We start from the raw sequence: 16,400 nt of genomic DNA, 5'->3' as shown, positions 1-16,400 counted from the left end.
GAATAAATACTCATAACAACAAATATAATGCGTATTGTATTCATTTATATAAAAAATTACACATTTTATTTCTATATGAGGTATGATTATATTAAACAGCTGATTGTGTTATTGAGGAGGTAAGATATGCAGTATAAAAGACCTTTTTATAAAAAAATGTGCTTTTGCTTTGCAATTATTTTTATATCTTTTTTTACTAGTTTTATTTCTGGCAATACAGGTATGCAAGATTCTCAACAAACTGTTATTGCAAAATCGACCAAAGTAGTAAAAAGTAATGCGAAAAAAGTAGTTACTGAAAAAGTAACTGTAAAAAGCAGAAAAGCTACTCGTAAAAGAAAGCTAACTGCAAAAAGAAAGCAAAAAAAGCGGAAAGGTGTCGTCAAACGTAATATACGCAAAGTATATATAGCTCCTAATTCGGGGAGAAGATACCATTTTAATCCGAGTTGCCGTGGTCTTCGAAGAGCGCATGGCAACATAACCAAAATATCACTAAAAAAGGCTATTAATCAAGGTTATACCTTATGCAAATGGGAAGATTAAGGAGAAGAATAAATAATGATTAAAATTGGTTTTAGAAAGCCTAGTTTAAGAAGGTCTATCTCTGCCAGAACAAAGGGGAGAGCGACAAGGGCTATAAAAAGAGCTATCATTCCCAACTATGGTAAGCGTGGTATGGGTTGGGCCCATCCAAAAAGAAAGATATATAACTCAATTTATCATAAGACTACCTTTGATACTCGTAAATTATTTATTCATGACAGTTCTAGAAAAAGCAAATAAATATTTAGAACTATTTCTGAGCAATTTAAAGTTAATTATTAAAATTAGAAAGGTATGACTACAATTAAAAGCAATACAAGAATTAATAAGAAGTTGGCTATTGACCATATTAAAAAGCATTGAGCAACAACACTCAATGCCTTTTTGTTGATCAGGAAAAATTTAACCACCAAAACTTTTATTTTCTATTCCTTAAGACTCACTATTATTTCAGCTTAACTCTGTATATCTGGCTAAATGCAATCCCTTGTCTGCAATTTTCTGTACTACCTTTGGATCACATAAAAAGTCCACTTCTTGAGTACGCGGAATAGTTAGACTGGATTGCTGAATGATACTCTGGTCTAAATATCCTGGATGACAAACCATCATTGGTACATTATCAGACGAATTAGCTAAAGCAAATTCAATAGTATGAGCGAAAGTACGATATGGATCATAATTTGGTTTCATACTGTCCATAAAAGTTGTAATTGTCGTATTCTTTTTAAACTTAACAGGATTTAAGTCTAAATCGAATGGTAACAATGGTAAATTATGTCTTTCAGCAACTACTTCAAGACCCTTTAACAAGTTTGCACTGTAAACAGCGTGTGCTTCAAAATAATCAGGCTTTTTGCCAACAATTTTTAAAAAATATTGGTATTGTGCTTCAATTTCAACGACCACTTCATCCAGATCAACCACATCGTGGTCTGTAATTCGATAGATCTTAGATGGCTTAAACGAGCCATCAGATGTTACTAAACTTGGTATTTTTTCTGGATCAGTCAATGGCTTACCTGCACAAATCACTGTATGCATCCCAATATCAAGATCAAATCCTTGCAATAGGTCCAACCCATGAAGTGTATCTTTCATATTGACCATTACACCAACATTATTGATCAGACCATGTTTGACACTTTCATAAATTCCGTAATTAACTCCCTTAGAATAACCAAGATCATCTGCGCGAATAATTATATTTTTCATATTTTCCTCCTATTTATTTTTGGGTTCAACGCCAATAACATAGGTAGCAATAGCTGCTACTATTAAGGCAATTGCTGCACTTACAATACCATTGATTAAGTTTGCAGTAGATCCGCCTACATAAGCAGTTAATGACATGAAATTAGCCACTGGCACAATTACATAGCCAGAGACATGCATTACAGCAGCGTATATGCCACCAGCAAATCCACCTATCATCATACCAACGAATGGTCTACGATATTTAATTGCTAATCCGTATAAGCCTGGCTCTGTAACACCACCAATAAAATTGGCAATAAAGTAACTAAATGCAAGTGATTTTTCTTTTTTGTCTTTTAAACGTAGTGCTGCACCTAAACTCATACCAGCTACTGCAAAGCTGGCAGCTAGAGAACCTAGAATAATGAAGTTTTCGTGACCTGTCTGGGCCACAATTGTAATCATTGCACTTATCATCACTAAGTGCATCCCTGTGATCACTAAAAGCTCCCACAAAGCGCCTATTAGTCCTACACCAATAATAGCGGCAATACCACCCAGTTGACCAAAGGAAATAATTCCCTTAGAAACATATTCGCCTACAAATCCTCCAAGTGGTCCAAGAACACATAAAGCTATTGGTAGCATAATAGCAATTGTTAATGAAGGTGCAAGTATAGTCCTCAATGATGCAGTAATATGCTTATTAAAGAAGCGCTCGATATATGACATTATCCAAACTGACAGTAAGATTGGCAAAACCGAACTGGCATAATTAGTCAAATGCATTGGAATACCATATACGGTAAAGGGTTTTCCTGCTGCAACAATTTTTACCAATCCCGGATCAAGCATAATTGCTCCAAGAAAAATCCCTAAAATTGGGGAAGTATTAAATTGTTTAGCTGCAGTGTAACCAATAGCAATTGGGAAAAAGTAAAAGCCAGCGTCACCAACAAAACTAAATAATTGGTATAAGTCACTATGTACAGATATAACATTTAGCATAGTTGGACCAAGTACTGCCACCAACATCTTAAACATTGAAGCTGCAATCAGCATGGGTATAAGTGGTGTTAGACTGCCAGCAATTTTATTTAAAATTGTATTACCAACAGATTTCCATGTTAATTTTTGGGGTCCACTTTTTACTTTGTCAATATTTTCATCTACAGGTGCAGCTTCAGTTAAATTACCCACGGCAGTAACCGCATCATAAACTTCATTAACCGTTTGGCCGATAATAATTTGATATTGTCCCCCAGATCTTGCAGTTCCAAGTACGCCCGTAATATTTTTTATCTCATCATCTTTTGGTATGCTCATATCCTTAAGATTAAATCTTAACCTTGTCATACAATGGGTTACACTAACAACATTTTCATTGCCACCAACTGCAGTAACAATTTGCCGAGCCATTTCCTGATATTTTTTATTCATCATTGCTTTCCTTATCATTTAATTGTGCGATCATTCTTTGAACATAAATCATTAAGTAAAATTCTTCATCATCCGTAGTATTTGTTCTTAGTTTTTCATCAATCTGATTAATGATATCGACTGTACATCGATACACTTTTGAATAGTTCTCTTTAAAACTTTTCCTGAGTAATTTACTGGAACCATCATTAATTTGTTCGTCATTTTCTAACCGCTTCAAGTAGTATCTTAAATGCGTAATAAATCTGTTGTAGATAAAAGATTTACGATTAACTTTTAGCTTAAATTGCTTTTCAATCTCTTTTACGATTAAGTCGGCAATTGAGTCAAAACTCTCTTTACTTATTTGCAATTTTGTAACTACTTGAGAATTAATAAAATGCATCGCTATCGCAATTATTTCTTCTGAGGGTAATTTTATGTTTAGCTTTTGTTCAATCATTTTTAAGGCAATCTCACCAACTTGGCATTCTTGCGGGTAAAAGGACTGAATATCATATGAAAATGGATAGTCAATTCGTACCCCTTTTCTTGAGCGTTCAATTGCAAAGTTAATATGGTCTGCCAGGCTAAAAAGAATATTTTGATTTAAGTCTTGGTTTAAAATAGTTTGCGCTTGCTGAACAATATCGGCACTAACCTCTAAAACACTTTCCGGAATTTCTTGAATCAGTTTGAAATTACGACTATCAATTCGGTAAAAAGTCATTTTGATTTTACTTAAATCAGTTAGTTCATACGGAGTTTTTGGATAGCCAATGCCTTTACCAAACGCTACTAATTCGTCGTGATTTTGATCTAAACAAACTGCTACGTTATTATTTATCCGTTTAACAACCTGCATTTAGATACTCCCATTAAACTTATTTTTCGACTATTATATCCAGATTAGTTACATTATCGCCATAATTTTTAGTCATTTTCCAGCCTTGATGCTCTGGAATTAATTTGGTAAAGATGACCATAGTAGTCAGATCAACTTCTTTGCTCTCAAGGAACTCACGACTCAGTCTAACTAATTCTTGACCTTGCGTTATTTCTTCATTCTGCTCAACTACGGCTGAAAAGCCTTGTCCATTTAAATTAACTGTGTCTATACCAATATGAACAAGTACCTCATCCCCATCCTGTGTAACTATCCCAACTGCATGGTGACTTTCAGGTAATGAAACAATTTTTCCGGCTACTGGTGCAAAAACACTGGTCGCTGTGGAAGATAAGCTTATTGCAAAGCCATCTCCCATCATTTTCTGTGAAAAGACTGGATCTTTTACTTCGCTTAAATTTTTCAATATTCCTGGAATAGGTGCAGTAACAGTAAATTTGGTAGTTTTCTTCTTGAAAAAATTAAACACAATTTCCCCCTTAACAAAAAAACTCTTTGAAGCACAACAATTAGTAAGTATTCAAAAATACTTCGACTAATGGTAATGCCTCAAAGAGTAACAATCCATTTTTATTTATGTAAAATATTATACACAATTAGATATTTTTCTGCAAGCGCTTTTTATGTTTGGAAAATACTTGAGAGTATGCAGAATTACAACCGTTAAACAAGAAAAATAAAATGCAGTCATTGCGGCTGCACCCTTTTACTATAATTATTTACTTCCTTCAGCTCTCGACTTATAGGAACCTTCAGCTGTATTGATAACCAGCTCCTCTCCTTCTTTAATAAAGTCGGGAACTTGAACTACTAATCCGGTTTCCATTGTGGCAGGTTTACCAGAGCCAGTAACAGTAGCACCTTTAATGCCTGGCTCAGTATGGGTTACTTTCATCGTTACAGTTGATGGTAATTCCACACCCAGCAATTTACTGTCATTAGCAAATTCCAACTGAACTTCAATATTAGGCATCAGATAAAGTTTGTCATCACCTAATTGTTCACTTGAAACTTCATATTGTTCGTAAGTTTCAGTATCCATGAAAGTATAAATATCACCCTCATTATAAAGATATTGTGCGTTTTTCTTAGTGATATCAACTAAATCTACTTTCTCAGTTGGACGCATAGTCTTATGAACCACAGCACCACTTTCAACGTTGCGCAAATCCATTTGCATAACGGTGTTGCCCTTTCCGGGCTTATGGTGGTTAGCTTTCAATACCCGAATTAGTTTGCCGTCCTGACTAAAAACCATACCTTTTTTTAAGTTTATTGCTTGTACCATTTTTTACTCCTTTAAATCCATTTATTAAATTAATTATTGATTTCAGAAAACCACGCCGGAGGTAAAGCAAACTTTTTTATTAATAATAAATAAATCTCATTCATAATGATTAGTATAGCAAAATTTGGACTTTATCAACACCATAAAATCAATCATTTTAAATAAACTAAAAAGTTGAGACTTACATGTTAACTTGAGTTCCAACGTTTTGCTTTACAGCGTTATCATAAATGGATTTTGCGGCCATCAAGTCTTGAGCCGCAATACCAACCGTTTCAAAGAAAATTATCTCATTGTCATTTTCGCGTCCAGTTACTTCACCGCTAACGACTTGGCCAATCTCGCCAGTAAAGTCAGAGTCAGAAACTAAGCCTTCATTTAACGGAATAATTATGTCACCTGACTCTGCCAAAACAGCGTCTTTAGAATCAAAGTAAATTTTATCCGCTTTAGCAACCAGTTCTGCTGGTGTTTCTTCCATCTGTGGTTGATAGGCACCTACACCGCAAATAGTAGCACCTTGCTTAATAAAGTGAGCATCATAAACTGGTTTAGTTGACGGCGTGACAGATATGACCACATCTGCATCCTGTACCGCTTCATTACCAGTCTCAACCGCCGTGATTTTAGTGTGGTATTGCGCCAAGTCCTTTTGCATTTTCACAGCAAACTTTTGAGCACGTTCAAAATCAAGGTCACTCACGGCCACCTCATCTAAGTGACGCACAATCAGCATAGCCTCAAGCTGAGTTGCAGCCTGTCCGCCTGTTCCAATTAAGGCACCCTTCCTGCAATTCTTTTTCGCCAAGTACTTGAGTGCAACTCCTGAAGCAGAGCCGGTGCGTAATTGGGTTACGTAATTACCGTCTAATATAGCATTAACTACACCGGTTTGGGCATCAATATTTAAGACTTGGGCATTAATAGATGGTAATCCATGACTAATATTTTCAGGAAACATATTCAATACCTTCACGCAAGCAGCTTCGTAATCTTCACAAAAAGCGGGCATACATAAGAAAGTATCCTTACCATTTTGCTTAAGAATTTGAGTTCTTAATGGTACATCCACTTTACCGGCAGAGAAGTAACGAAAAGCGTCACTGACCGCAGCAATACAATCTTTTAATGAATAACATTTTTCAATATCATTTCGGTTTAACAGTAACATCTATTCCTCCTGTTATCTCTCAATATCATAATTCTAAAGCCTATTATAAATTAAAGTTATCCCCGCTACATGTTAGATTTGTTTGAGATAAATTTTGTCAATAACATGACCAGCAGTTTTATGCAAAATCAAACTGGCACGCGGCTTGGTAGGGGCAATATATTCCCGCAAATTAACCAAATTTACCATTTGCCAAGTTTCTTGTGCAAATGTGAGAGCCTCATCCCTTGGCCCATTAGCCATTTCATAATAAAAGTTATGTGGATTATTTTTATTGAGCTCCATCAGTCTGACAAAACGCTGCATGAACCATTTTTCAATCAGGTCTTCTGGTGCATCAATATAAATCGAAAAATCGAAAAAGTCGCTGGTTACAATTTGACCATTGGTAGGCAGTTGCAACGTGTTAATTCCCTCAATAATTAAAATATCAGGCTCACATACGTGTCCATATTTTCCGGGAACAATATCACTTAACTCCTGAGAATATAGGGGGTAAACAATGTCCTTCTTGCCACTTAAGACATCTTGTAAAAAATTGATCAGCAAGTTCATATTATAACTTTCGGGAAAACCTTTGCGGTCGGTTAAATTGCGCCTGGTTAATTCTTGATTGGAATAAATAAAACCATCTGTAGTCATTAAGTGAACTTTTAAACCTGGATATGAACGACTAAGTAATATTTGCAAAAGCCGTGCAGTAGTTGATTTCCCCACTGCTACAGAACCTGAAATGCCAATAATAAAGGGGGCGCTTGCAACTTTTTGGTGTAAAAAATTGCCTTGCTTTTGCTGCAAAGTCCGCTTTTCTTGATAGACTAAATAAAGATATTTGATTAAACTGTCGTATACCTCTTGCACATCAGTTAAATTGATAATATCTCCTAAAGATTTAATCTTAGCCAATTCATCTTGAGTTATTTTAACCGGTTCAGTGGCAGACAGTGACTGCCATTCTTCTCTATTAAACTGTAAATAATTTTTCATCCTAGATATCCTTGAATTTTAATTCTTATAATATAGTAAAATAAAAACATAAAGTTCTTTAATTAATTTCCTTAATCATACAGAAAGGCAAAACTATGAAAAAAATAATCTTATTTGGTGACTCCCTGTTTAATGGTTATCGTGCTGGTCATGATACTAAAATAGTAACTACTGGCGTGCAAAAAGAGTTTGCTGATCAAGCTCTAATTAGCAATTTATCTTTAAGTGGTGCCACAACAGCTCAAGGCAAGCAGCGTTTAAACTTAATTCCAACAGATTCTGACATAGTGGTCCTTGAATATGGTACAAACGACATGTCTACTGGTTGGGGAATCAGTAGTGCTGAGTATGCCGCCAATCTTAACGACATGGTTAAAAGTATTGGTGCTTCGAAAATGATTATTGTAGGTCCTGCTTATGAGGATCCTAATAATAAGTATATTATGCAATACTACAATCACCAAAATATGACAATTTATAATCAAATCGCTATAGATTGTGCCCGCAAATATAACATTCCTTTCATTAACTTGATCGCTAATTTTTGTCAGTTAAAAAATTTATCTTCATATTACCAAGAAGATGGACAGCATCTTACAGCTGCAGGAAATCAAATCTTAATTAACCTGGTAGTAGCGGCAATTAAACAAAAACTTGCACAATTATAGTGCAAGTTTTCATCTTATAAATCCTTATACATCATTACATGCTTAATGTCAGCTTCTGTAAAAGGCTCACCTTTAGTATGGTAGCCTAAAAAATCGTAGAAGGGTTTAGCCTGCCATTGTGCATGACAATAAAGGCGATTAACCCCTTGTTTACGCAAGTATTCGTGAACCTGAGTCATCATTTTGGTACCCAGTTTTTGCCCGCGGGCCGCTGTAGCAACTGCTACTCTACCTACCAGCCACTTGTCTTTTTCTTGAAAAATGCGGCAAACAGCCAGAGCGTTTGTTTTTTGATCATTCAGTAAATAGACTTGAATAGCATCCAAATCTTCGTCATCCAGCTCGGGTACAGTAATTCCCTGTTCCGTTACAAATGTATCTATCCGCAAACGAGCAACGCAAAACATTTCCCGCCCAGTCATTTGCGCAACTGTTTTAAACGTAAATTTTTCACTTTCAGTCATAGAATCACCTATTTTTCTATATACGTTTCCGGGTCTACTTCAAGAAGTGGACTCTTTTCGTTTGCATAAATAATATCAAGCTTGTACATTGCACGAGAAGTAATTGTGTAGACAAGTTGTGTTTCATCAATGCGATGATAATTTTCTTTCGAAGCAGCCCACATAATGACTGCGTCAAATTCCAGACCCTTAGCCAAATATGACGGGATGACAAGAGTACCATCTACCAAACGTTGATTGGCAGTAGCAATTAGCGTCGCCTTCACCCTATCCTCTTTTAGTTGCTGCGCTACAATTTTCGCGCTGGCTAAATCTTTGGTGATGATCGCCGTTGTCAATTTGGCTTGATCATTTTCACTTAAAATTTGTTCTAGTACCTGCATAGCAGCAGTATTATTAGACCGCCCCCACAGAACCGGTTTAGGCCCTTGACGGTTAAATGATTCAATTTTTTCGCCTTGCCGCAAAATTTGTTTGGTAAATTCTGTCAGTTGCTTGGTTGAGCGATATGATTTGGTTAATTGCACCACATCAGTTTTTTCAGGATCAAACAGACCACTAATCTGCTTAAGCAGGCTCCTGCTTTCGTCTTTAGTAAAAATAGCCTGATTTAAGTCACCCAGCATTGTAAATTTGGCGCGGGGAAAATTATACTTGAGATAACAAAGTTGAAACGGGGTATAATCTTGAATTTCATCAATAAAAGCATAGCGCATTTCATAATCCACGTGACGACCCGTAATTAGATCATAAAGATACAAATACGCTGAAACATCATTCATATGAATATAATGTTTCATAAAGCTTTGCTTAACATCTTCAACATGTTTTTCCCAGTCTTTTTCGCTAATTTGCCATTTAGCTAAATCAGTCATTTTAGGAACTGCACGTAAAAAGCTCAGATATTGGGCACGCATGTTAATAAAATTATTGCGTCTTATTTGCTGGAAAACTTTTTCCAGTGCTTTGACCACGATTTTACGGCTGAGGAATTTTTCTTCTTTTTCTTCAGATTCAAATTCTTGATCCGGTCGATCATACAAAGCATTCAATTGTTCCTGGCTGAGGTTTTGAATTGCATCCGATACCCACGCCTTTTTAGTTTCACCATTAATTTTACGATTAAGTGACTTAATTAATTCTTCACGTGTAGCGTCAATTCTGTTGCTTAAATTATAGTTGGAATTAAATGAATAGTAGAGTTCACTGATTTTTTCTTTCGTAAAAAATGGCTTCTTTTTATTGCGGAAGTAAATATTTTTAAAAATTACCCCCCGATTATTAAGGTGCTTAGCATAATGATGTAATAAATTAAAGAAGTTGGTAGAGTCCTTAAACTGACTAATGGCGGAATCAGCTGCACTATCTTCAAATTGGTCAAACAAGTTTTCGACTGTCATTCCCGGCAGTCTTCTCGCCACAAACTGCCAATAGGTCATTTGCACCATGTTTTGTTCACCCATTTCAGGTAAAACATTCTTGATGTAATCGTTAAACAATTGGTTTGGACTGAACATAATGACATCACTACTAGTGAGGTTGCCCCGATAGCGATAAAGCAGGTAAGCTATTCTTTGCAAGATGGCAGAAGTTTTACCAGAACCAGCTGCACCTTGAACAAAAAGCAAGTCGGCACTGGTATTTCTAATGATCTTATTCTGCTCACGCTGAATAGTAGTCACAATTGATTTCATCTGGGTGCCGGATTTTTCACCCAAAACTTCCAGCAGCATTTGATCGCCAATGGATTCATTGGTATCAAACATATTAACGATCTTGCCATCCTTAATCATGAACTGCCGCTTTTTAGTCATATCAACGGTAATTTCACCTTCAGGTGACATATAAGAAACTTTCCCAATTTTCCCATCATAATAAATTGAAGAAATTGGTGCCCGCCAATCATAAATCAGAAAATGGTTATTTTTATCAGCAAAGGAGCCCAAACCAATATAAATAGTCTCTGGCTTCTCCTTGTTCTCTTTAAAATCTACTCTGGCAAAATATGGCCTTTGTTCTAACTTTTGCACTGTACTCAGTTGCTTTGCGGCATGTTGCCAGGCATTTTGACGTTCATCAAGCAGTTGCTGCTGTTGGTGAATAGACAATGCAGTTTCCATTGACGTTGAATAACCGTCATAATCTAGTTTTACATCATCAAAAAAGTGTGAATTAAGATCTTGGGCCTCACCTTCAGCGGACTTAATTGACGAAGACAACTCGGACTTTTTAGCTCTAATCATTTTCAAAATCCGGTCGAGATGTTTTTGCTCAAATTCTTTATCATCCATCGCTTTTGTCATAAACTCACCTATTTTTTCAAAACTTGCATTCTATTTTACCATGAAATCGGTTTATATTAAAATCCTGCACTTATTTTTTCAACCAGTAAAATAGGGGCAATTAAGATAATTTAGGCAGTTTATGACTATAATTTAATATGCTAAAGTTAGTAAAATATGATACTTTCACCATTTTTCTTATATAATGTAAGATAATGGAGTGATTAAAGTATGAAAAATTTTCGTCATTTTTTCTCTAAATTAGCGTGTGCACTAGTTGCAATTCTGACAATTGGAAGTGCAATAACTCCCGTTGCTGATAACCCTTTAACTAACTGGTCTTCGCAGACTGTTTATGCCAAAAAGGCCAAAAAGAAAAAAAGTAAAAAAAGTAAAAAGAAGCATGTCGCTGTTGCAACTTCTTGGCGCTGGAAAAAGCCCACAGCTTCGGTCTACATTGATCTTAATGATAATCAAGAACTGGTTTCCGCTACTAATGACGCGATTAAAGCATGGAATGATACTAAAGCCTTTACTTTTACCCAAGCTAAAAGCAAGAAAAATGCTAAGATTGTGATAGAGCAGATTTACAGTCCCAACACGAACTATGCCGGTTATACTACCTTTCATTATTACGTTAAAACCGGGATTATGTACTCTGCTTTAACCAGGCTAAACATTTATTATTTACAAAATTTCTCACCATATAATTATACGTATCAACGCATTCTTAATACTGTTGAACATGAATTGGGACATGCAATAGGTCTTAAACATAATAATGGCGTTTCGGTAATGTATCCAACTGGTTCGCTCTACTCAATTGAGCCAGTTGATGTTGCCAAAGTTGAAAAATTATACGGGAAATAAGTTAAAAATTTGCGAGGAGTAAAATGAAAAGAATATATATTGTGCGTCACGGTGAAACCTATATTAATCGCTATAACAAAATGCAGGGCTGGTGTGACACACCACTAACAGAAAAAGGAATAGCAGGCGCAGAACAAGTGGGAAAAGTTTTGAAAGACATTCCTTTTGATATTGCCTTGTCAAGTGATCTTAAGAGAGCAAGTGATACTTGCGATATTATTATTAAGCACAACATTAATCATGATGAAATTCAGCACATTGCCACCCCATTTTTCCGTGAACATTTTTACGGCTATTTTGAAGGTATGGATTCGGATGCTGCTTGGCAAATGATTAGCGGCCCTCATGGTTACACCAGCCACGCAGAAATGCTTAAAAACGAATCACTAGACACTGTTAAAGATTGGATTAAAGAAGCCGATCCGTTTCATGACGCTGAGAATGCCCATGAGTATTGGCAAAGACTAGATAAGGGGTTTAAATTAATCAGCCAGTTAGATGGCGCAGAAAACATCTTACTTGTTACTCATGGCTTTACCATCCACAGCATTGCTGATCGCTACGGAGATTTTGAAATTAAAAAGCGGCCTCGTAACGCTTCAATTACCATAATGAATATGACGGATAAAGAAATGAAAATTGTTTCATATGACAAACTGAAACTGTAGTATTTTCTTTAATTATAGGAGAAAATTTATGCAATTAGAAAATGAGCACTCGGAAATCACTGACAATTTAAACAACTGGAATGACCGTGCTGTTGTACATGCAAATGGTGGCTATGGCGATCTCACTCAGTTTGTTAAAGATAAAAGTGCTGTTACTACAACTGTTAAGCGTGACTTCGCCGTACTCAAGCCATACTTATCTCATAATACGGTTAAAAACAAACGACTACTTCATCTGCAATGCCACATTGGTGATGATACTCTTAGCTGGGCACGTCTAGGTGCTAAAGATGTCTATGGCCTTGACTTTTCACCTGTAGCTTTAAAATATGCTCGCAAGCTAGCTAATGAGGCTAATACTCCAATCACCTATGTAGAAGGTGACGCCCGTTATGCCGCAAAAGCTTTACCAGAAAAAACAGGTAAATTTGATATAATCGTAACCAGTGCCGGTACGATTACCTGGCTACCGGAACTAAAGTCTTGGGCACAATCAATTGCGCAATTGTTAGCGCCCGGTGGTATTTTTATGATTCGCGATAATCATCCACTACTGTTTGCACTGGATAATGCTGGACTGGAAATTAAGTTTAATTACTTTAGTGGCACTGAAAATACCTATGAATCAGATGCTTCATATACCCCAAATTCTACTGGAAAAATTAAACATCAAACTAATCATAATTGGGCGCATGATTTTGCAGAAATTATTAATACATTAATTAATGCCGGTTTGACTATTAAAAATGTCGGAGAACATCAGGTTAGTGATTGGCAGTCTTTACCTTCATTAATCTATGATAAAGACCAAGAAGGCTGGATACAGCCAACAAATTTACCACAAGTGCCATTAATTTTTTCAGTAGTAGCACAAAAGCTTTAATAACTGCTATTTAATACTTCGAAATTTTTTCGAAGTATTTTTTATTTTGCCTTTAAGTATATATTTTTATAAATAAAGTATTGATTTTACTTTTTTAAAAATATATACTTTATGTGTAATTTGTAAACACTTGCATAAAAGGAGTGCGACTGAATGAAAGAACAAAGAAAGTTGCCAAAAAGCTTTTTTTGGGGAAATTCTGTTTCAAGTATGCAAACTGAGGGCGCTTGGAACGAAGATGGAAAAGGTTTATCAGTCTATGATATTCGCCAGCCTTCTGCCAACACGTCAGACTGGCATGTAGCAATCGATGAATACCATAGATATAAAGAAGACCTCGATATCATGAAAGAAATGAATATGAATATGTATCGTATTCAAATTTCATGGTCACGAGTTTGTCCAAACGGAGATGGTCCATTTAATGAGAAAGGCATAGAATTTTATGATCATTTAATTGACGCTATGCTTGAGCGCGGAATTGAGCCAATGGTCTGTCTCTATCATTTTGATATGCCGCTTAAATTAGCTCAAGCATACAATGGTTTTATTTCAAAACACGTTGTTAATGCTTTTATCAGATTTGGCAAAAAAATGATTGATCATTTCTCTGATCGCGTTAAATATTGGATTGTATTCAATGAACATAACTTATATTTCCAAGACCAAGCCTTCAATATTTCTGGATACCAAAATGGCGATAAAAGCTTATCTGACATGTATACCATTTTTCATCATACAATGATGTGTCACATAAAATTATCCAACTACATTCATGAAAACTTTACTGATGTCAAGATTGGCGGTATGTTAGCCTACCAACAAATTTACCCGCAGACCAGCAAGCCCGAAGATGTTTGGGCAGCTAAACAAGTGCAAGAATTTTTAAATTTTAATATTTATGATGCTGATACGGGTCGGGGGTACTCCCCAGAAGTCCTACAATATGCTAAAAATAATGACATTAATATGGACATAACTGAAGAAGACATAGCTGATATGAAAAAGGCACAAGCTGATTTTCTCGCTTTTTCTTATTATTCTTCATGGGTGTTGTCAAGTGATCATCTTCCAAAAGGCGAAGCACCTAACCGCTACTTATTACAAGGTGGTGTACCGGCAAAATACGTTAAGACGAATCAATGGGGCTGGACAATCGACCCCCTTGGTTTTAGAAATGCGATCACTACTATGTACAATCACTACCATATCCCGATTTTTCCTATTGAAAATGGCATTGGCCTGAGAGAAAAGTGGGATGGGCAACACATGATTCAGGATGATCAGCGTATTGACTATCACCAAGAGCACATCAAAGCTATGAAAGATGCAATTTTTTTAGATGGTGCTCAAGTTTTAGGGTATTTAGGCTGGGGGTTAATAGATATTCCCAGCTCTCAGGGCGATATGGAAAAGCGCTACGGGGCGGTTTACGTCAATAGATCAAATCATGATATAAAAGATTTAAAAAGAATACCCAAAAAATCATTTTATTGGTTTCAAAAAACATTTAAAAATAATGGAGATGAATTATAATGGCTAATCAAGAAAAATCAGGTTTCAGTGCCTTTATTAACAAAAAGATATTGCCTCCAATAATGAAATTCGTTAACACTAAAGCAATAGTTGCCTTACAAAATGGTATGGTCTATTCACTACCGTTTATCATTATCGGGTCGATATTTTTAATTCTCGGCAATATTCCAATTCCTGCAGTTGCTAATGCAATTAATGCGTCAGGCTGGGGTGCTTTCTTTGCCCAGGCAAATAACACTACTTTCCAGTTGATGGGTTTATGGGCAGCTATTGGTATAGCTTATGTCTATGTTAAAAACGAAAAGTTTGAACCTTTAGCACCGGCCTTAACTTCTGCAGCTGTATTTATCATGTTACAGAATTTAAGTATAGATAATCCCCTCAAAGCTGCTTTGGCTGGCGGAATTACTAATGGTAATACTACAATCATGACTGGTAAGGCCGTTACTGAAAACATTGACAAATTACCACATGCTTTACAAGCATTTTTGCAGTCACCGGTTACTGGCGTTATTAATACCAAATGGCTTGGTGGCGACGGGATGATTGCCGCTATCATTATCGGATTACTTGTTGGCTGGATTTACAGTAAAATTATGAAAGCCGGCTGGACTATCAAGATGCCCGAATCTGTCCCACCCGCAGTATCCAATCAGTTTACTGCAATGATTCCAGCTGGGATTATTCTCATTGGAGCAATGTTAATTTTTGCAGGCTTCAGTTCGTTTGCACACACCGACTTTTTGAACTGGATTTACAACACATTACAAATCCCACTGCAAGGAATATCAGACTCATTTGGTGGAGCGCTGGCAATCGGATTTTTAGTTCCGTTCTTCTGGTTCTTTGGAGTTCATGGTGGCTTAATCATGGGTTCTTTAGTTGCACCAATGCTACAAGCCAATACTGCTGACAATGCTCGACTATTTGCGGCAGGAAAATTGACATTTGCCAATGGTGCCCACATTGTTACTAATGAGTTTTATAACAACTTCATTAACCTGACCGGTTCAGGAATAACAATTGGCTTGATCGTATTTTGTTTAGTAGCAGCAAGATCTGAACAACTAAAATCAATTGGTAAACTGGAACTAGTTCCTGGTATTTTTAATATTAATGAACCATTTTTGTTTGGTATACCAATCGTGATGAATCCTATGCTGGCTGTGCCATTTTTCTTAACGCCAGTAATAGTGGCAGCTTCAACATATTTCGTAATCAAATTGGGAATTGTACCTCCTCTTAACGGAGTAGCGGCACCGTGGACAACACCGGCAGTTATTTCCGGATTCTTAATAGGCGGTTGGAAGATGGCAATTTGGCAGGCCTGCACATTACTAATTTCGACAGCCGTCTATTGGCCGTTTGCAAAGAAGTACGATAAAATGTTATTAATGCAAGAACAAGAACAAGTAACAAATAAATAAGTAAAAAGATGTCACAAATAATGCTAAAATTAAATGTGACATCTTTTTTATGATAAAAATCAAAAAATTTTAAGAATAGTGGTGACT

General features: G+C 36.2%; 17 protein-coding genes. 8 read left to right on the top strand and 9 right to left on the bottom strand.

Features of this window, described 5'->3' with window-relative positions; genetic code table 11:
* Nucleotides 1-126: 126 nt before the first annotated feature.
* Both ACFQ32_RS07400 and ACFQ32_RS07395 read left to right on the top strand, forming a co-directional pair.
* The gene (locus ACFQ32_RS07400; protein WP_046324219.1) at nucleotides 127-546 is read left to right on the top strand and encodes a hypothetical protein; all 420 of its coding nucleotides are present in this window, start codon (nucleotides 127-129) and stop codon (nucleotides 544-546) included.
* A gap of 18 nt (nucleotides 547-564) precedes the next feature.
* On the top strand, nucleotides 565-786 hold the full coding sequence (locus ACFQ32_RS07395) for a hypothetical protein (protein ID WP_046324347.1): 222 nt from the start codon (nucleotides 565-567) through the stop codon (nucleotides 784-786).
* Between the two features lie 210 nt (nucleotides 787-996).
* On the opposite strand, the gene ACFQ32_RS07390 is transcribed toward ACFQ32_RS07395, so the two are convergent.
* The 7 genes from ACFQ32_RS07390 to coaA all read right to left on the bottom strand — a co-directional run bounded on the left by ACFQ32_RS07390 (nucleotide 997) and on the right by coaA (nucleotide 7,515).
* Nucleotides 997-1,761 (bottom strand): ChbG/HpnK family deacetylase, encoded by a 765-nt coding sequence (locus ACFQ32_RS07390; protein ID WP_046324218.1) that lies wholly within the window; start codon nucleotides 1,759-1,761, stop codon nucleotides 997-999.
* 9 nt (nucleotides 1,762-1,770) lie between these two features.
* Nucleotides 1,771-3,186 carry a PTS transporter subunit EIIC gene (locus ACFQ32_RS07385; RefSeq protein WP_046324217.1) on the bottom strand — a complete coding sequence of 472 codons (1,416 nt, stop codon included), beginning with the start codon at nucleotides 3,184-3,186 and terminating at the stop codon, nucleotides 1,771-1,773.
* Nucleotides 3,176-4,027 carry a PRD domain-containing protein gene (locus ACFQ32_RS07380; protein ID WP_046324216.1) on the bottom strand — a complete coding sequence of 284 codons (852 nt, stop codon included), beginning with the start codon at nucleotides 4,025-4,027 and terminating at the stop codon, nucleotides 3,176-3,178. The genes ACFQ32_RS07385 and ACFQ32_RS07380 overlap by 11 nt, the downstream gene beginning before the upstream one ends.
* 19 nt (nucleotides 4,028-4,046) lie before the next feature.
* Nucleotides 4,047-4,538 (bottom strand): PTS sugar transporter subunit IIA, encoded by a 492-nt coding sequence (locus ACFQ32_RS07375; protein ID WP_046324215.1) that lies wholly within the window; start codon nucleotides 4,536-4,538, stop codon nucleotides 4,047-4,049.
* Nucleotides 4,539-4,784: 246 nt separating this feature from the next.
* The gene (efp, locus tag ACFQ32_RS07370) at nucleotides 4,785-5,357 is read right to left on the bottom strand and encodes an elongation factor P (RefSeq protein ID WP_046324214.1); all 573 of its coding nucleotides are present in this window, start codon (nucleotides 5,355-5,357) and stop codon (nucleotides 4,785-4,787) included.
* Nucleotides 5,358-5,538: 181 nt separating this feature from the next.
* Nucleotides 5,539-6,528, bottom strand: a complete 990-nt coding sequence (locus tag ACFQ32_RS07365) for an ornithine cyclodeaminase (RefSeq protein WP_046324213.1) — start codon at nucleotides 6,526-6,528, stop codon at nucleotides 5,539-5,541.
* A 72-nt stretch (nucleotides 6,529-6,600) separates the two neighbouring features.
* On the bottom strand, nucleotides 6,601-7,515 hold the full coding sequence (coaA, locus tag ACFQ32_RS07360; RefSeq protein WP_046324212.1) for a type I pantothenate kinase: 915 nt from the start codon (nucleotides 7,513-7,515) through the stop codon (nucleotides 6,601-6,603).
* Between the two features lie 95 nt (nucleotides 7,516-7,610).
* Between coaA and ACFQ32_RS07355 the strand changes: the two genes are divergently transcribed.
* A complete protein-coding gene (locus ACFQ32_RS07355; protein ID WP_046324211.1) occupies nucleotides 7,611-8,183 on the top strand; it encodes an SGNH/GDSL hydrolase family protein in 573 nt (190 codons plus the stop codon).
* A 14-nt stretch (nucleotides 8,184-8,197) separates the two neighbouring features.
* On the opposite strand, the gene ACFQ32_RS07350 is transcribed toward ACFQ32_RS07355, so the two are convergent.
* A complete protein-coding gene (locus tag ACFQ32_RS07350; protein WP_046324210.1) occupies nucleotides 8,198-8,647 on the bottom strand; it encodes a GNAT family N-acetyltransferase in 450 nt (149 codons plus the stop codon).
* Nucleotides 8,648-8,655: 8 nt separating this feature from the next.
* Nucleotides 8,656-10,950: an RNA polymerase recycling motor HelD gene (helD, locus tag ACFQ32_RS07345; protein WP_046324209.1), complete on the bottom strand. Its 2,295-nt coding sequence runs from the start codon at nucleotides 10,948-10,950 to the stop codon at nucleotides 8,656-8,658.
* Between the two features lie 210 nt (nucleotides 10,951-11,160).
* On the opposite strand from helD, the gene ACFQ32_RS07340 reads away from it, so the two are divergent.
* From ACFQ32_RS07340 to ACFQ32_RS07320, 5 genes are all read left to right on the top strand, one after another.
* Nucleotides 11,161-11,799, top strand: coding sequence for a M57 family metalloprotease (locus ACFQ32_RS07340; protein WP_052724613.1), 639 nt, complete (start codon nucleotides 11,161-11,163; stop codon nucleotides 11,797-11,799).
* A gap of 23 nt (nucleotides 11,800-11,822) precedes the next feature.
* Nucleotides 11,823-12,467 (top strand): histidine phosphatase family protein, encoded by a 645-nt coding sequence (locus ACFQ32_RS07335; RefSeq protein ID WP_046324208.1) that lies wholly within the window; start codon nucleotides 11,823-11,825, stop codon nucleotides 12,465-12,467.
* A 28-nt stretch (nucleotides 12,468-12,495) separates the two neighbouring features.
* Complete coding sequence (locus ACFQ32_RS07330) at nucleotides 12,496-13,350, top strand: class I SAM-dependent methyltransferase (protein ID WP_046324207.1); 855 nt, start codon at nucleotides 12,496-12,498, stop codon at nucleotides 13,348-13,350.
* A gap of 153 nt (nucleotides 13,351-13,503) precedes the next feature.
* Complete coding sequence (locus ACFQ32_RS07325; protein WP_046324206.1) at nucleotides 13,504-14,886, top strand: glycoside hydrolase family 1 protein; 1,383 nt, start codon at nucleotides 13,504-13,506, stop codon at nucleotides 14,884-14,886.
* The gene (locus ACFQ32_RS07320) at nucleotides 14,886-16,313 is read left to right on the top strand and encodes a PTS sugar transporter subunit IIC (RefSeq protein ID WP_046324205.1); all 1,428 of its coding nucleotides are present in this window, start codon (nucleotides 14,886-14,888) and stop codon (nucleotides 16,311-16,313) included. Before ACFQ32_RS07325 ends, ACFQ32_RS07320 begins: the two co-directional genes overlap by 1 nt.
* Nucleotides 16,314-16,400 lie beyond the last annotated feature (87 nt).

Origin of the sequence: Lactobacillus melliventris (assembly GCF_042679465.1) — a bacterium.
Lineage (GTDB): Bacteria > Bacillota > Bacilli > Lactobacillales > Lactobacillaceae > Lactobacillus > Lactobacillus melliventris.
This window is presented reverse-complemented; position numbering and strand designations above follow the sequence as displayed.

Bases quoted from the DNA above. Each gene is read 5' to 3' on its own strand.
- coaA (WP_046324212.1), bottom strand. From the start codon at position 7,515: ATGAAAAATTATTTACAGTTTAATAGAGAAGAATGGCAGTCACTGTCT.
- helD (WP_046324209.1), bottom strand. From the start codon at position 10,950: ATGACAAAAGCGATGGATGATAAAGAATTTGAGCAAAAACATCTCGAC.
- ACFQ32_RS07365 (WP_046324213.1), bottom strand. From the start codon at position 6,528: ATGTTACTGTTAAACCGAAATGATATTGAAAAATGTTATTCATTAAAA.
- efp (WP_046324214.1), bottom strand. From the start codon at position 5,357: ATGGTACAAGCAATAAACTTAAAAAAAGGTATGGTTTTTAGTCAGGAC.
- ACFQ32_RS07330 (WP_046324207.1), top strand. From the start codon at position 12,496: ATGCAATTAGAAAATGAGCACTCGGAAATCACTGACAATTTAAACAAC.
- ACFQ32_RS07390 (WP_046324218.1), bottom strand. From the start codon at position 1,761: ATGAAAAATATAATTATTCGCGCAGATGATCTTGGTTATTCTAAGGGA.
- ACFQ32_RS07350 (WP_046324210.1), bottom strand. From the start codon at position 8,647: ATGACTGAAAGTGAAAAATTTACGTTTAAAACAGTTGCGCAAATGACT.
- ACFQ32_RS07325 (WP_046324206.1), top strand. From the start codon at position 13,504: ATGAAAGAACAAAGAAAGTTGCCAAAAAGCTTTTTTTGGGGAAATTCT.
- ACFQ32_RS07335 (WP_046324208.1), top strand. From the start codon at position 11,823: ATGAAAAGAATATATATTGTGCGTCACGGTGAAACCTATATTAATCGC.
- ACFQ32_RS07320 (WP_046324205.1), top strand. From the start codon at position 14,886: ATGGCTAATCAAGAAAAATCAGGTTTCAGTGCCTTTATTAACAAAAAG.
- ACFQ32_RS07400 (WP_046324219.1), top strand. From the start codon at position 127: ATGCAGTATAAAAGACCTTTTTATAAAAAAATGTGCTTTTGCTTTGCA.
- ACFQ32_RS07355 (WP_046324211.1), top strand. From the start codon at position 7,611: ATGAAAAAAATAATCTTATTTGGTGACTCCCTGTTTAATGGTTATCGT.
- ACFQ32_RS07385 (WP_046324217.1), bottom strand. From the start codon at position 3,186: ATGATGAATAAAAAATATCAGGAAATGGCTCGGCAAATTGTTACTGCA.
- ACFQ32_RS07380 (WP_046324216.1), bottom strand. From the start codon at position 4,027: ATGCAGGTTGTTAAACGGATAAATAATAACGTAGCAGTTTGTTTAGAT.
- ACFQ32_RS07340 (WP_052724613.1), top strand. From the start codon at position 11,161: ATGAAAAATTTTCGTCATTTTTTCTCTAAATTAGCGTGTGCACTAGTT.